This window comes from Halomonas sp. Ps84H-12 (genome assembly GCF_024124725.1).
In the GTDB taxonomy this organism is placed as follows: Bacteria; Pseudomonadota; Gammaproteobacteria; order Pseudomonadales; family Halomonadaceae; genus Vreelandella; species Vreelandella aquamarina.
Window position 1 is genome coordinate 33,543 of record NZ_JAMXSJ010000001.1, and the last position, 12,926, is coordinate 46,468.

Annotated in this window: 13 protein-coding genes; 10 read left to right on the forward strand and 3 right to left on the reverse strand. The window is 61.3% G+C overall.

The features are described 5' to 3' along the window. Positions 1–99 precede the first annotated feature (99 nt). On the forward strand, positions 100–879 hold the full coding sequence (locus tag NH344_RS00200) for a competence protein CoiA family protein (protein ID WP_232068225.1): 780 nt from the start codon (positions 100–102) through the stop codon (positions 877–879). A 69-nt stretch (positions 880–948) separates the two neighbouring features. Here the strand turns inward: NH344_RS00200 and NH344_RS00205 are convergent, their stop codons facing one another. Further along, on the reverse strand, positions 949–2,763 hold the full coding sequence (locus NH344_RS00205) for an ATP-dependent helicase (RefSeq protein ID WP_015879479.1): 1,815 nt from the start codon (positions 2,761–2,763) through the stop codon (positions 949–951). Continuing rightward, positions 2,750–4,537, reverse strand: a complete 1,788-nt coding sequence (locus NH344_RS00210) for an AAA family ATPase (RefSeq protein WP_015879480.1) — start codon at positions 4,535–4,537, stop codon at positions 2,750–2,752. The genes NH344_RS00205 and NH344_RS00210 overlap by 14 nt, the downstream gene beginning before the upstream one ends. 225 nt (positions 4,538–4,762) lie before the next feature. Here NH344_RS00210 and NH344_RS00215 point away from each other — a divergent pair, with 225 nt between their 5' ends. From NH344_RS00215 to NH344_RS00245, 7 genes are read left to right on the forward strand one after another with little or no spacing between them, the layout of a single operon-like run. Next, the gene (locus tag NH344_RS00215; RefSeq protein ID WP_015879481.1) at positions 4,763–5,326 is read left to right on the forward strand and encodes a PilL N-terminal domain-containing protein; all 564 of its coding nucleotides are present in this window, start codon (positions 4,763–4,765) and stop codon (positions 5,324–5,326) included. Then, the gene (locus NH344_RS00220) at positions 5,323–5,982 is read left to right on the forward strand and encodes a hypothetical protein (RefSeq protein ID WP_015879482.1); all 660 of its coding nucleotides are present in this window, start codon (positions 5,323–5,325) and stop codon (positions 5,980–5,982) included. The genes NH344_RS00215 and NH344_RS00220 overlap by 4 nt, the downstream gene beginning before the upstream one ends. Positions 5,983–5,994: 12 nt before the next feature. Then, a complete protein-coding gene (locus NH344_RS00225) occupies positions 5,995–6,723 on the forward strand; it encodes a TIGR03759 family integrating conjugative element protein (protein WP_015879483.1) in 729 nt (242 codons plus the stop codon). Next, positions 6,705–7,295 carry a transglycosylase SLT domain-containing protein gene (locus NH344_RS00230; RefSeq protein ID WP_015879484.1) on the forward strand — a complete coding sequence of 197 codons (591 nt, stop codon included), beginning with the start codon at positions 6,705–6,707 and terminating at the stop codon, positions 7,293–7,295. The genes NH344_RS00225 and NH344_RS00230 overlap by 19 nt, the downstream gene beginning before the upstream one ends. Next, positions 7,292–7,837: an integrating conjugative element protein gene (locus NH344_RS00235; RefSeq protein WP_015879485.1), complete on the forward strand. Its 546-nt coding sequence runs from the start codon at positions 7,292–7,294 to the stop codon at positions 7,835–7,837. The genes NH344_RS00230 and NH344_RS00235 overlap by 4 nt, the downstream gene beginning before the upstream one ends. 4 nt (positions 7,838–7,841) lie before the next feature. Next, positions 7,842–10,031: a type IV conjugative transfer system coupling protein TraD gene (traD, locus tag NH344_RS00240; RefSeq protein ID WP_106763512.1), complete on the forward strand. Its 2,190-nt coding sequence runs from the start codon at positions 7,842–7,844 to the stop codon at positions 10,029–10,031. Continuing rightward, positions 10,028–10,777, forward strand: a complete 750-nt coding sequence (locus NH344_RS00245; RefSeq protein ID WP_015879487.1) for a TIGR03747 family integrating conjugative element membrane protein — start codon at positions 10,028–10,030, stop codon at positions 10,775–10,777. The genes traD and NH344_RS00245 overlap by 4 nt, the downstream gene beginning before the upstream one ends. Here NH344_RS00245 and NH344_RS00250 read toward each other — a convergent pair whose 3' ends face one another. Beyond that, on the reverse strand, positions 10,778–12,148 hold the full coding sequence (locus tag NH344_RS00250; protein ID WP_015879488.1) for a HEPN domain-containing protein: 1,371 nt from the start codon (positions 12,146–12,148) through the stop codon (positions 10,778–10,780). A 163-nt stretch (positions 12,149–12,311) separates the two neighbouring features. Between NH344_RS00250 and NH344_RS00255 the strand changes: the two genes are divergently transcribed. Beyond that, on the forward strand, positions 12,312–12,689 hold the full coding sequence (locus NH344_RS00255; protein WP_015879489.1) for an RAQPRD family integrative conjugative element protein: 378 nt from the start codon (positions 12,312–12,314) through the stop codon (positions 12,687–12,689). Further along, a complete protein-coding gene (locus NH344_RS00260; RefSeq protein WP_003296490.1) occupies positions 12,686–12,919 on the forward strand; it encodes a TIGR03758 family integrating conjugative element protein in 234 nt (77 codons plus the stop codon). Before NH344_RS00255 ends, NH344_RS00260 begins: the two co-directional genes overlap by 4 nt. The last annotated feature ends 7 nt before the right edge of the window (positions 12,920–12,926 follow it).

A 12,926-nucleotide genomic window follows, 5' to 3' on the forward strand; every position in this document is an offset into this window, starting at 1 on the left:
GCCGGCTTTTTTTATTCCTGCACAGTACCTTCAATCGTCGCCATGACGCCCAGCGTCGGGGTCGTTAAACTGGGCGGACATACGCAGATCTCGAGGGGCATGATGGTCATGGTGATCGAAGCAGCCTACGCGAATGGCACTGGCGTCGCGAATGCACTGCGCATGTCGCAGGCCCAGTGGCTGGGGCTGCAACGGAACTATCACGTCGGCGATCTGCTAATGCCATGCTGCAATGCTCCAGCCGTCCCCAAGATCAGTGCCAATGGCCATCCTTTCTTCGCGCATCTAAGCGGTGCCTGCAGCACTTCCGAAGAAAGCCAGTGGCACCTCGCGGCCAAGATACTGGTGCGCAGCGTTTTGGAGGATCTTGGTTGCCGAGCCTCGGTTGAGGTTCCAGGGAGCAGCGAAACCAGCCGCTGGAAAGCCGATGTCTGGGGCGAGCGTGGCGAGGCCAAGTTGGCTATCGAGATCCAAAGGTCATATCAGTCGCTGCGTGACTACCGTACCCGGCAAAAGAAATATCGGGCCGAGGGCATCAAGGCGCTTTGGTTGCTAAGACAAGAGAGATACAGCACTCTCACGAGGAGCATGAGCAAGGAGCGACTGCGGACCGAGTTCGGAGGAAAATTCCCTCCAGCCGGGCACTTCGGCCCATGTCTCGCAGATGTGCCTATAGCAATGCTCGAGTTGGAGCCGACCACCACGATCACAGGTGCTGGATTTTTCACCGCCAGTCTTCCGGATTTACTCGAAGCAGTGCTTAGTGATCGCTTTCTTTGCGTAGATGGTCTTTGGTGCATCGACAACCTAGATGCGATGTCTCGTGCCGCCCAACTTGCGCGCGAACGTGCCGCAGCCCAGCGCGCGGCAGATATTTAGTTAAGAACCGGTATTAACTCATCCGGAGCCCATGCGATTCTGATACAGCCCCAACCCTTATATAGTCGCTCAGAGGTTCGCAGCACGCATTCGTGCCTCTAATTCATCCAGGAATGGTGAGCGCCCATGGCGCATCGGACCATAGCGCCCTTCAACGAATCCCGAGTACAGCATGTGAACCTCGTCGCGGGCGCGTGTGAGTCCCACATAGAACAGCCGGCGACTCTCGCGCAACTTCTCTGGACTCAGTTTTCGCCATGGCAAACTCCCATAGTCGAGACCGACCATAATGACCACGTCGTACTCGCATCCCTTAGCGGAATGAAGTGTCAGCAGGTTCAGGTGATCCGGCGAACCATCACGTCCGCCCAGACTCGCAATGTCCAGCGTAGCCAGCGCGCCACCTTCGGCAAGCGCCGCCGTCATGCGATCCAGTTGTTCCTTCTGATCGGCAAGCGACGATTCAGCAACCAACAGACGATCCAAGATGCCGTTGCGCAGTGATGCGACAAAATCACGTGCGGACTGCTGATCGGCGCGCAACGCCCACAACAGAGCGGTTAGCTCCTGCCCCTCGCGTCGAGCCTGCGCATCGTCCAAGTTCGCTCGATGAAATGCGAGATAACGGTCGATCAATCCACGCAGTTGCGGACGCGCGATACGCCAGCCACCCGCACACCATGCGGCGCAGTCTTCTACCCAACTCGTCAAGGCAACTTTACGGTAAGGCGCGGCGGTGTCCACGCGGATATAATCGAAACCGCCGGCTGCCACGGCCTTGGCCACAATATCGCCTGCGCGATAGTCCGTATACAAGATTGCGATATCGCCCAGCGTTCGTCCTGGCTTGGAGTCCAAGGCCACCGGAATGATCTGCGCGACGGCGTGTGCGGCCTGATCTGCGAGCCCATCAGGGCACAGCACAAACTCGATAGTCGCCTGACGGGTCGGGTCGTTCGCCCGATAGCCACGATCCTCACCCAACGCCATTTCTGAAGCGCTGACAATGCCTGCCCCTGAGCGATAATTCAATTGAAGTCTGACCGGCTCGATGTCTTCACGCTCAGCTAGCTCCATGAGCAACGCGCCATCGGCCCCTGTGAAACCGTAGATCGACTGGTCTGCATCACCGACTGCGAACAAGCGCACGCCACCATCAAAAGCCAGGCGCTTGACGATGCGATGGAGTGCAACCCCCAAATCCTGATATTCATCTACCGCCAGCACCGGAAATTTCGCCTGCACCAGAGGCAGTACCCAATCATGCTCAGCGATCAGGCGCTGGCCATAGACCACCATGTCGTCGTAGTCGATCAGCCCCCCTTGGCGCAGTGCCGCCTCGTAGGCTTCGGCCCAGGCGGCAAGTTCTTCCTCGCTACGCCAGGCAACGCTGTTTCGGTTCAGTACGGATCGGCGATGCCGTCCAAGATCGATAGCTTTGTAAGGATGGTTGGCCCCAAAGAGCTCGTCTCCGGACTGCCTGATCAAACGATCACTCACTCGCTGGGATGCCACTGAGAGGGGAAACTGAATCGGTAGATCAGCTAAGCGTCCATATGGCATCAACAGATGGCGTAGGCAGAATCCGTGGACGGTGCCGATGAACAGGTTTGGCGCCTCCCGCAGCCCCAACATTTCAAGCCGACGGGTTAATTCGCGTGCGCACTCTTGACTGTAGGTGATGCACGCAGCACCACGCGGTGCCTGCACGTCTTCGGCCAAGATGCGAGCCAGCTTCAGCACAAGCGTCTTGGTTTTTCCGCTTCCAGGGCCGGCGAGCACCACGCAATGTCCCTGGGAGTTGTACGCCGCCAACTGACCAGGATTTCCGGCCAGCTCGGCAGCCTGGGCCAGGTAGGCTGTGCTGAAACTACGCGACGGCATTGCGGATATGCTCCAGCGCGGAACGGATGTAGTGCGGGCAAGTATCCTCGGACACTGAGCGTGCAAGGGCCTGAGCGAATCGTCCCTTTCCGATTCTTTCGATAAGCTTCAGCAGCCGTTCTTCATCGACCTGGTCTAAGTCATCCACCCACTGCTGCAATGCTTCTCGGGTTGCTTGCCTCAGTTGCGGCAATTCCTGCTGAATTACATCCCGCATCGACTCAGCCAACCCACCGGCGAACAACTCCGTTTCCAGTGTGTTCTCGTTCACGAAGTATCCGAACTCCTCGGCAAGCTCAATTACGTCATCTGTCTCCATCTCCGAGTGGTCGTACTCGTCTTCAACCACGTCAAGAAGATTGATCAGTCGCCGGCGAACCAGCGGAGCCTTGCCATTGACCGGATCATAGTCCGTCAGGATGACATGAGGAATATCCAGTCCTTCAGGGCCTAGGAGCTTCACATACGGCGTGAAGTTAGTTCCGCCAACCGAGCACACGGTAATCCCAAGCATATCGAGGTGGATATCAAGCGCCTCAGCGAACGCGGGGACCAGGAAACGCTCTGCGTCGCCTTCGACCAGAATGACCCCCCGAGAAAAGAAAATCTCGCCACGCGTGACATCAATGTAGCGCTGTAGATCTTCTTCATCCCTCTGTGTGAACGGCGCATTCGCAGTTGAAACGGCGACAGTCTTGCCTGCCCCCACGTCATGACGTAGCAGAACGATGGATCTAATCGGCGTAACGCTTGCAATGTGTGGGGAGTGAGTTGTAAGGATCGTTGTTAGCGGAGCATCTTCCTCGTTTTCATCCCCTCCGGTGCCAAGGAAATAACGATAGACAAGGCGCTGAACGTGCGGGTGCAGGTGCGCTTCGGGCTCCTCAACCACAAAGAATGTATGGTCACGTTCTCCGTCAGACACGAGGCGGTCGAGTTCGAGGCTCTTCAATGCCAGGAAGATCAGGTTCGCGGTTCCCAGACTAGCGTCACCGACGCCGCGAATTCCATTGTCAATTAACAATCGCAAGCTGCGAAGCAGCGCATCCACCCGAGTTGGAGCGAGTCCAAGCGACACAGGCACAGCATGCTGCTCACCAGCAATGGAGATCAACCGCTCGCTGATCCGGTTCGCCGTCGCAACCACTTGGGCGTGGCCAGCTAGTTCCCGCTGTGCGTCGTCAACCTGATTTTGAATCTCCTCACGGGCGTCTTCGTCCAACGACTCGGCAAGATCTTCGATGAGGGGTCTCAATGGTGAATTGCGCCAACTCGCGAGATCCTTCTCAGCATCACGCAGTGCCACCTGGACGTCTATTGGCAACATGCGGCGAAACGCACTACCGACGTGCATTTCGGGGTCGTTACCACCAAAGATCACATACTCATAGTCTTTCAACGATTCCGGAGCGCGTCCCAGTCCGGCTTTGGGCTGGAAGCGATAGGTGAGACGGGCCGTCATGGGTGGGCCTGGATCAATCACACAATCGTTGAGATGAGCCATCAACCGCGGGTTATCAGTGAAGTCGGTCAAGTCCACCGAGACTTCGATGATTTTACCGATCTTGTCTTCAACCAGGCCATCCCAGAAGTGCTCTATGCTCAATTGCCGGTCACGCTCGGACAATCCTGGGTCGAGAATCAGCTGTAATCCACGAATGAAGTTACTTTTTCCGACTTTATTCTCACCAACGATAACGATGCTATCGCCAGTCTTTATATCAACATCCGAAAAATTGGCGAAATTGATCAGCCTAACGCGTGAGATCCGCATGCACACCCCCTGCAATATGTCTTACGAATAATATCAGCCCATCGTCGGCAACACCGTTAGTTATTCACCGCCTTCCCTACAAGCCTGCGCTGACTCAACCTCCGAAGACTCATACTTCCAACCTACACCCGCGAACAAAGCGATCCAAGACTCTTTCGTATTCTTTGCTGAACGATTCGGTCTGCCCGGCGAAGGTATCGGCTCATCGCCATCGAGAGCCGAACCATGCCAGCAACCCAACTTCTACGGCGCCTGACCGGCAGCGGCCTGCTGATCACCGCTGTGTTGAGCGGCGGCTGCGCCACCACCGCCGCACCGCCCGTTGATCCTCTTGTCGAGGAAGCCGACACAGCGCCGCAGTCACCTGAACTGATTCCGGTGGTGCGCTATGGCCGCTACACGCTCGTGGAGCTTGTTCCCACCGCGGCCCAGCGTGACCTGCTGCTGCAGGTCATCGACGTGGCGATGCCAGCGGATGCCAGAGCGACGGTGGGCGACGGCCTGCGCCACGCACTCCAGCGCAGCGGCTACCAGCTTTGCGAGAACGCCCATGCGGTGATCGAGCTGTATTCGCTGCCGCTGCCGGCGGCGCACCTGTATCTGGGGCCGATGACGCTGCGCGACGCACTGCTCACGCTCGCCGGGCCGGCCTGGGATGTACAGGTCGATGACAGGGCGCGCCAGATCTGCTTCGTTCCTGCCGGCGAGCCCTCCGCAGATCCCGAGACCGACACGCCACTGGCCGCGCCGGTGCAGACCTTTCCCATCGTCGACGGAGGCCAGCCATGAGCGCAGTGGCCCATGCGTCGCGTTCGCGCGCGGCCTTCGTGCTGTACCTGCTGCTGTGGGCCTGGATGGTCGGACTCAGCGCACTGGTGCTCGTCAACTTCCGCGTTGCGGGCGACCTGGCCGGTCAGAGTCAAGTTGATTCGGCCTTACGCCAACTGCAGGTGCTCGAAGGCCGGCTCGCCGAATTCGCCGACGACGTACAGACGCTGCAAGCCCGCCCCGAAGCGGCGACCACGGCAGCTTTGCAGGAAGCTTTGCAGGACACCCGCCAGCGCCTCGAAGCCGACATCGCCCGTCTCGAACAGTCGCTGGCCGGCTACGCCACCGAGGCGGCCCTGCAGACACTGCACAGCGAGGTCGAGCAGCTCAAGGCACAGCGCCAGACCGCCGCGCGCACGCCCGCAGCGCCGCGTCCCGCCAGGGCGACGACGACGGCACCGGCACAGGTGCCGTTTCCCTTCCGCTTGATCGGTGCGGAACTGCGCGCCGGGCAGCGCGCCGTTTCCATCGCCCCCGCCACCGACCCGCTCTCGGCCGGGCAGATCCAGGTGCTGCTTCCCGGCGAGCATGCCGGGCGCTGGCAGTTGCAGACCATCGACGGCAACACCGCCGTGTTCCAGGCCGGCGACCAGACGCGCCGGCTGGCGATTCCTTGATCGGGAGGCGCCATGCAACGTCGCGCACTTTCCATGCTGTTCCTGTTGGCCGCGCTGAACGCACCGGCCTTCGCGCAGCAGCCCGCCACCCAGAGCACACCCGCACAGTCTTCCCGTGTCACGCCGAGCCAGATCGATCAGGCACGCGATGAACGCCTGGCGCGGGACTGGGGGCTGCGCGGCGACGAATGGGGACGCTACCGCGAACTGATGGAAGGGCCGCTGGGCATCCATTCACCCAACCTCGACCCGCTGACCGCACTCGGCATCGAAGCCCGCTCCGACGAGGAGCGACGGCGCTATGCCGAACTGCAAGTGCAGGTCGAAGCGCGCCGCGTGGAAAAGTTGCTGGCGTATCAACGAGCCTACGACGAAGCCTGGCAACGCCTGCATCCCGACGCCCAGCGGGTGAATCTGCCCGATGCGCTGCCGGGCGGCAGTGCGATGACCGGCAGCGGTCGTACCGCCGTGTTCGTCCGGGACGGCTGCGCGCCGTGTGCCCAGGTCGTGCAGCGTCTGCAGACGGCGAACGCCGAGTTCGACCTGTACATGGTCGGCAGCCGCCAGGACGACGCGCGCATCCGCGAGTGGGCCCAGCGCGCGCAGATCGATCCGGCGCGCGTGCGCAGCGGCTCGATCACGCTCAACCACGACGGTGGCCGCTGGCTGGCGCTGGGTTTGCCCGGTGAACTGCCCGCGGTGGTGCGTCAGGTGAACGGCCAATGGCAGCGCCAGCCCTGATGCCGACGTGGCCGCTGCGCGTGCTGCTGGCCGCCGCGCTGGCGACCGGGCCAGTCCAGGCCCAGGAAATTCCGCCGCCCGCCTACCAGTTGGCGGCCCAGCGCGCCGGCATTCCTTCGACGGTGCTCTATGCCGTGGCGCTGCAGGAAAGCGGCGTGCGCCGGGACGATCGCATCGTGCCGTGGCCCTGGTCGCTCAATGTCGCCGGCCAGTCGCGCCGCTACGCCACGCGCGCGCAGGCTTGTGCGGGCGTGCGCCAGGCGCTGCGCGAGGTGCCCCCCACGCGCATCGACGTGGGCTTGGGCCAGATCAACCTCGGCTACCAGCAGCACCGCTACCGCCAGCCCTGCGATCTGCTCGACCCCTACGACAACCTGCGCATCGCCGCCGACATCCTGAAAGAGCAGCACACCCCCGGCGAAGACTGGCTGCTGGCGGTCGGGCGTTACCACCGACCGGCTGGCGGCGCGCCCGCGGCGCGTTACCGGCGCAGCGTTTCACAATACCTCCAGCGCGTGCTCGGCCCGCAACAGACCGCCGCACACGCGCCCCGCCAGGAGAACAGCCGATGACCTCATCCATCCGGGCCACGCACGGCCTTCTTGTCGTAATGCTCGCCACCGTGCCGATGAGCGCGGTGCGTGCCACGCCGCCCCTGATCGTGGTGGAAGACCGGGGCGGCGCTTCCGCGCTGCCGTACTACGAAGCGCTCGACCTGCAGCCGCGCGCCACGAGTCAGCCACTCCCCTCCATCGTCATTCCCGAGGCACCAACCGCCGCTGTCGATGAGACGGCCATGCTGCCGGTGCGCAGTGCCAGGCTCACGCCGGGAACGGTTGCCCGCCGCGTCATCGAGGCCCCCGGACTGCAACCATTCTTCCTGGTCGGTGACGATGCGACCTCTCAAGCCTGGTTGCGTCAGCACGCCGACACGCTGCGCCAACGCAACGCCTGGGGCCTGGTGGTCAATGTCGAGACGGCCCAGGCGCTGGCACAACTGCGTGCAATCGCGCCCGGCCTGAATCTGTCGCCGATGTCCGCCGACGATCTGGCCGAACGCCTGGGCCTGCGGCATTACCCGGTGCTGGTCACGGCCACCGGCATCGAGCAATGACGCCATGTCGCAGACGCAGCCCGTCGAAGTTCTGCTGCGCCCCGCGGTGGAGCTGTACACCGTGGCGGTCTGCGCCGGCGCCGCGTTTCTGTGCCTGGTGGCACCGTGGTCGCTCGCGCTGAGCCCGGCCATGGGTATCGGCAGTGCGCTGGCGTTCGCCACCTTCGGTGCGATCCGCTGGCGCGACGCGCAGGTGACTCTGCGCTATCGCCGCAACATCCGCAGGTTGCCGCGCTACGTCATGACAAGCCGCGACGTGCCGGTCAGCCAGCAGCGGTTGTTCATCGGCAAAGGCTTTCGCTGGGAACAGAAGCACACGCACAGGCTGATGCAGACGTACCGGCCCGAGTTCCGGCGCTACGTCGAACCGACACCGGCCTACCAGCTGGCGCGACGCCTGGAGGAACGGTTGGAGTTCGCGCCGTTTCCACTTTCGCGCCTGTCGAGCCTCACCAGCTGGGACATGCCGCTCAACCCCGTGCGCCCCTTGCCGCCAGTAGGCGGCCTGCCGCGCCTGCACGGCATCGAACCCGAGGAAGTCGACGTCAGCCTGCCGCTGGGCGAACGCGTCGGACACTCTCTGGTGCTGGGCACGACACGCGTGGGCAAGACGCGGCTCGCCGAGTTGTTCGTGACCCAGGACATCCGGCGGCAAAACGCTGCGGGCGAGCATGAAGTCGTCATCGTCATCGACCCCAAGGGTGATGCCGATCTCCTGAAGCGGGTGTACGTCGAGGCCAAGCGCGCCGGCCGCGAGAACGAGCTGTATATCTTTCATCTCGGCTGGCCCGATATCAGCGCGCGCTATAACGCCGTGGGACGGTTCGGCCGCATCAGCGAGGTCGCAACGCGCATCGCCGGCCAGCTTTCTGGCGAAGGCAACAGCGCGGCCTTTCGCGAATTTGCCTGGAGATTCGTCAATGTCATTGCCAGGGCGCTGATCGAGCTGGGGCAACGTCCGGACTATCTGTTGATCCAGCGTCATGTGATCAACATCGATGCGCTGTTCATCGAGTACGCCGCGCATTTCTTCGCCCGCACCGAGCCGAAGGCCTGGGAAGTCATCGTCCAGATCGAGGCCAAGCTCAACGAGAAGAACATCCCCAGGAACATGATCGGACGCGAGAAGCGTGTCGTGGCCCTGGAGCAGTACCTCAGCCAGGCGCGCAACTACGATCCGGTGCTCGACGGCCTGCGCTCGGCGGTCCGGTACGACAAGACGTATTTCGACAAGATCGTCGCCTCGCTGCTGCCTCTGTTGGAAAAGCTCACCAGCGGCAAGGTCGCCCAGTTGCTGGCCCCGAACTACTCGGACCTCGGTGATCCCCGTCCTATTTTCGATTGGATGCAGGTGATCCGGAAGCGCGCCATTGTCTATGTCGGCCTGGATGCGCTTTCTGATGCCGAAGTCGCTGCGGCGGTCGGCAATTCGATGTTCAGTGACTTGGTTTCCGTCGCAGGCCACATTTATAAACACGGTATCGACGATGGTCTGCCGTGGGCCTCCGCGAACACCAAGGTGCCGATCAATGTTCACGCGGATGAATTCAATGAGTTGATGGGCGACGAGTTCATTCCGATGATCAACAAGGGGGGCGGCGCCGGGCTCCAGATCACCGCTTACACGCAGACCCTGAGCGACATCGAGGCGCGCATCGGCAATAGGGCCAAAGCCGGTCAGGTCGTCGGGAATTTCAACAATGTGTTCATGTTGAGGGTGCGCGAAACCGCCACCGCCGAACTGCTGACCAGGCAGTTGCCGAAGGTGGAGGTCTACACCACGACCATCGTCAGCGGTGCGACCGATAGTTCGGAGATCCGCGGTTCAACCGATTTCACCAGCAACACGCAAGACCGCATCAGCATGTCCAGCGTGCCGATGATCGAGCCCTCTCATGTCGTAGCGTTGCCGAAGGGTCAATGCTTCGCCCTGATGCAGGGCGGACAGCTGTGGAAGGTCAGGATGCCGCTGCCGGCGGCCGACCCTGATGAGGCCATGCCGGAGGATCTGCAGCAGCTCGCGGGGTACATGCGCCAGCACTACACCGAGGCTGCGCACTGGTGGGAGAACCTGGGGTCGCCGATGCTGCAGGATGGCCCCTTGCCCGACGACTTGCTCGACGAAGCGCCCATTGCGAGCGACCCTCCCGCGAACGTCACGGGCGACACGGGCCTGGATGAGCACACGCCATGAGCGACCCGGCATCCACTGCGCAGCGGCAGCAACAGCGCCGGCAGGGCCTGATCGCCACTGCGATCTCCTTGCCGCTGCGCCTGTTCGGGGTACTGATCGCCTCGCTGATGCTGTCGATCCTGATCGAGTGCGTGGGCATGCACCTGTTCTGGAAGGACCAGGGCTGGCGCCATGCGCAATCGATGCTGCAGTACGAGCTGGGGCATCTGTCGAATCACTTCACGCGCAGCGCCATCGTGCAGGAGCCAGGGCGCACCGCGCACCGCCTGGTGGAGACGGGTTACGAGTGGGTGTTCGTCAAGACCGGGCTGCTCGACAAGATGAACGATACCGCAGAACGCGCCCGCGCGCCGGGCCAAGGACAATCCCGTGATTTCCGCTACTTCATCAGCCAAGTCTATGTCTGGGCCGAGCGCTATCTGATTGCCGCCGCTTTCATCACCTTGACCTTTATGGTGCGCCTGCTGGTTCTGGTATTGACACTGCCGCTGGTGCTCACGGCAGTGTTCGTCGGTCTGGTCGATGGACTGGTGCGCCGCGACGTGCGCAAGTTCGGCGCCGGCCGGGAATCGGGCTTCGTCTACCATCGCGCGAAAGCCTCGCTACTGCCACTGGCGATACTGCCCTGGGTGATCTACTTGGCGATGCCGGTCTCGGTGCATCCACTGCTGATTCTGTTACCCAGCGCCGCCTTACTGGGACTGGCTGTATCTCTGACTGCGGGGAGCTTCAAAAAGTACCTGTAGCTATATTGTTCTGAACGCCTTGTCTTCATCTGAACCACCATAGTGCTGTAACCGCACTGCGCACTCAATCAACACGATCCGTGCGAGGTAGGTGGCATACTGGCGCTCTGCGGCGAATGATTCCAGCCTGTCGTAGTGTGTGCCATGCAGTATCTGCGATCGACCGTGGTCATAGATGTCCTTGACCAACTGCTTCAGTGTGCGAGGACGGTTGCCCCGTACTACCTGAGTTTCGCTACTCGTACCAGTTAAATGGATGACCATTTCACGGATACCATCGTTCTTGCCACCGCAGCACAGTACATCTAGGCAGGTTCCGAGCTTCGCCAGCGCTATGGCATCACTTGATTCACGATTGCCTTCGCCGAACCAATCCAGCGCAGTAGCCCATCGATTGGCAAGCTTGGGATGCGGGTGACTCGATGGATCAAGCAACCCATCAAGGATCGCCGCGAATGCCGGAATAATAGACGTCATGTCATCCAACGCTTGCCTTACTCGCTCGGGAGGTTGCGAAGTAATACGCTTCCCAAGCGAGCTTCCGGGCAACCACAGAAATCCTTTGGTTTCGACCAGGCGATCGCTACCGGCAGGCGGTAGACGCTCGTCTTGAAGCGCCTGTTGCAAGAAGCACTCGGGGGCCCCAAAGCCAAGAGAGATAGCGTCAAGCGCTGTCTTGGCAACCAACCTCGCCAACTTGCGTGAGAATTCACGCTCATAGCCACGGACTGTTACCTTGACCAAGGCCGGACATCCGACGATCGCACTGTAGACGGCGTTGGCCAGCCCTTCGATGGAGGAGCCATCATTGGGATTCTGCAAGGCATCCTTGAGAATTTCCTTCCAGCGGTGGTTCGCCTCTGGTTGGTTCAGATAGTGATCCTTTCCGTACTGAGGGAAGTCGACCGAATCTATCCAGTCGGATCTATTCAAGAATGTCACCGGGCCGAGGGAGAAAGGAGAAACCCTCTCCATGCCCAGGGTCCAGGCAGGAAAATAGTGCGTGTGCTCGTTGGCGATGCTTGCGAGTCGTTCCTCAATGAGTAACTTCAGTTTTGGAAGAAGCCCGCCCTGATCGCATTCATCAAATCCTAAGAGCTCACCCGCAGCATGCAAGTCGGCAACGGTCTGACGGACTACCTTTTGATAGGCCTCAGACTCAATCTTCACTGACTTCTGGGGCCGATTCTGATGGAGGGTGCTGGAGAATTGCCCAAGTGCCTCTCTTGCCTTCCTTGTGAAGAACCGCTGCATACCATTCTCGGCAGTGACGAAATCAGGAATTCCAGGTTCTTCGGACCATGGCGTGGCCCCCTTGTGTATTTGATCTAACTCATCTACGAGAGCTTTCAGCTCGGCCTTTAACCCCATACATTTTCCCTTGATCTAATGCTGATCGCAGGATATCGCAAGCTGGCACCAACGGTATTGGCATCCATCAATCCGGTCAGTTCGCAGTACCCATTGTTTGCGGTCTTGAAGCGCCTGCCTCGCCACGATCGAGCCATTGCTGATCGAACCGAGGAATGGCGCGATGGTGTTTTCGTTTCCACGCCACGCCGCGCATCGCGGCGTGGCCGCCCTGCTGCTGATGGCGCTGACGGCGAGCCCGCCGCTGGCGGCCCATGCCGGCACGCCAGCCCAACGCCAGGAGCTGGCTGCGGCCCTGCGCCAGCTCGACGCGCTGGAACGCTTCGTCGCACAGAGTGCGGCGAATACCCCGATCACAGCGGGCGAGCGCTACCACTTCGACTACCCACGTCTACTCGATGACCTCGCGCGCGTGCGCGCCGGCATCCAGTTCCACCTCGCGCCGTCTCGCGCCCAGCCACGCGACCCCGCCGTACTGAGCGGCGATTACCGCAACGAGTCCGCCCCCGACGTTTTCTCGGCACCGGAGGCCCAGCCATGACCTCCGCGCAGATCAGCGCCTTCCAGGCCAACAGCAGCATCGCACCCGCCGCGATGGCGACGGTGATCGTCGGCCTCGTGTTCGCGGTGCTGCTGCTGTGGGGGGCCTGGGCCATTCGCACCGCCTACGTCGGCTGGGCGGAAAACCAGCTCAACCAGCGTCAGTTCCTCGGCGTCGTCGTGCGTTTTCTCGCGATGTACCTGGTGCTGACTTTTTTCCTCCTCTCCTAACCACAAG

Bases quoted from the DNA above. Each gene is read 5' to 3' on its own strand.
- NH344_RS00200 (WP_232068225.1), top strand. From the start codon at position 100: ATGATGGTCATGGTGATCGAAGCAGCCTACGCGAATGGCACTGGCGTC.
- NH344_RS00205 (WP_015879479.1), bottom strand. From the start codon at position 2,763: ATGCCGTCGCGTAGTTTCAGCACAGCCTACCTGGCCCAGGCTGCCGAG.
- NH344_RS00210 (WP_015879480.1), bottom strand. From the start codon at position 4,537: ATGCGGATCTCACGCGTTAGGCTGATCAATTTCGCCAATTTTTCGGAT.
- NH344_RS00215 (WP_015879481.1), top strand. From the start codon at position 4,763: ATGCCAGCAACCCAACTTCTACGGCGCCTGACCGGCAGCGGCCTGCTG.
- NH344_RS00220 (WP_015879482.1), top strand. From the start codon at position 5,323: ATGAGCGCAGTGGCCCATGCGTCGCGTTCGCGCGCGGCCTTCGTGCTG.
- NH344_RS00225 (WP_015879483.1), top strand. From the start codon at position 5,995: ATGCAACGTCGCGCACTTTCCATGCTGTTCCTGTTGGCCGCGCTGAAC.
- NH344_RS00230 (WP_015879484.1), top strand. From the start codon at position 6,705: ATGGCAGCGCCAGCCCTGATGCCGACGTGGCCGCTGCGCGTGCTGCTG.
- NH344_RS00235 (WP_015879485.1), top strand. From the start codon at position 7,292: ATGACCTCATCCATCCGGGCCACGCACGGCCTTCTTGTCGTAATGCTC.
- traD (WP_106763512.1), top strand. From the start codon at position 7,842: ATGTCGCAGACGCAGCCCGTCGAAGTTCTGCTGCGCCCCGCGGTGGAG.
- NH344_RS00245 (WP_015879487.1), top strand. From the start codon at position 10,028: ATGAGCGACCCGGCATCCACTGCGCAGCGGCAGCAACAGCGCCGGCAG.
- NH344_RS00250 (WP_015879488.1), bottom strand. From the start codon at position 12,148: ATGGGGTTAAAGGCCGAGCTGAAAGCTCTCGTAGATGAGTTAGATCAA.
- NH344_RS00255 (WP_015879489.1), top strand. From the start codon at position 12,312: ATGGTGTTTTCGTTTCCACGCCACGCCGCGCATCGCGGCGTGGCCGCC.
- NH344_RS00260 (WP_003296490.1), top strand. From the start codon at position 12,686: ATGACCTCCGCGCAGATCAGCGCCTTCCAGGCCAACAGCAGCATCGCA.